General features: G+C 55.5%; 1 protein-coding gene. It reads right to left on the bottom strand.

Annotated features, from left to right (window positions below; all coding sequences use genetic code 11):
• Positions 1 to 60: 60 nt before the first annotated feature.
• The gene (locus F3J30_RS22460) at positions 61 to 1,185 is read right to left on the bottom strand and encodes an integrase core domain-containing protein (protein WP_211053367.1); all 1,125 of its coding nucleotides are present in this window, start codon (positions 1,183 to 1,185) and stop codon (positions 61 to 63) included.
• Positions 1,186 to 1,258 lie beyond the last annotated feature (73 nt).

Genomic DNA, 1,258 nt, shown 5'->3' with positions numbered 1-1,258 from the left:
TGTATGAACCGGTCACATGGGTTACAGATCTGACCGGTCACATAGGTAACACTTTTTGACTTAATCGGCCCGGATTATACGATGATTTCTTCTGTCGTACCGGGCCAGTATCAGTTCACCAAAACCTATCTCATCCAGATCTTCTTCGACCTGCTTCATCCATATCCATTCTCCCCTCAGCGCCTCCGATAAAAATATCCGGGTGCTGTTAAAGCATAAATCGCCTTTTACTGAGACGCGTAATACCCGTGCATCATCCGGTACCGGCATTGCCTTCAGCGGGCCGGTAAAGATGCGCTCTGACGGATACCAGACCGAACCGGGTGTTTTTCCGCCCAGCGCCTTGTGGGGGCGTATGTCATTAAACTCACTGCGCCAGGCATCCAGCCAGGCCTGCTGCTCTTCCAGGGACGTGAACTTTGTATGTCGCTTTAGTGCATCCTTCAGGGTCCGGTGCATCCGCTCATGCCGCCCGTTCTCCGTGGGCTTACCCGGCCGCGTACGTTCCGGCAGGACACCACATTTAATCAGCCAGATGGACATCTGGCTCAGCCCCCACAGGCCTGCACCGGCAAACGGCGGTCCGTTGTCCGTACGCAGCACCTGAGGCATACCGCATTCCCGGAACACCCGCTCAAGGCAGGGAATGACAAATCGGCCGTCAGGCATATAGGTGGCATCGCACGCCAGCACTATCCTGCTGCAGTTGTCGGTCAGCGTGAAAGGATGACACCAGCGCCCGCCGGTATGAGTAAATTTACCCTTGAAATCGGCACTCCAGACATCATTGGGGTGGACGACAGTATGTAGTTCATGAGGACGTGTGGATTTAAAAGCCGGAGGCCGACGCTTTTTAACCAGCCCGTGAACCCGAAACAGCTCTCCAATCGTACTGGCCGCAGGCACGCCGGTGATATTCAGGTTAAGCAGTCGCTGCCTGATTTTCTCCGGCCCCCATAGCGGGTGCAGCTGTTTCGTGTCCAGCAACAGCTGCACCATGGGTTCAGGGGTTGAGTTCTGGTGATGGCGCGCCCGGGAGCGGTCAGCCAGGGACGCAGCATCATCCGGTGAAAAACGGGCCAGCCACTTGTAACCAGTCTTACGGCTGATATTAAAGCGGCGGCATACCTCGGCAACGGGAAGGTTGCCTTCAAGGCAGGCCGCGACAAACTGCAAACGTTGCATGGTAACAGTCTCAGTCCAGGGCACGGTAAACCTCCGTCAGCTGTTTACCGTACTGTTATAACCTGTTACCCAT

This window comes from Enterobacter sp. Tr-810 (assembly GCF_011752765.1).
In the GTDB taxonomy this organism is placed as follows: domain Bacteria; phylum Pseudomonadota; class Gammaproteobacteria; order Enterobacterales; family Enterobacteriaceae; genus Enterobacter; species Enterobacter soli.
This window is presented reverse-complemented; position numbering and strand designations above follow the sequence as displayed.

Coding starts and splice junctions, on each gene's coding strand:
- F3J30_RS22460 (WP_211053367.1), bottom strand. CDS start 1,185: ATGCAACGTTTGCAGTTTGTCGCGGCCTGCCTTGAAGGCAACCTTCCC.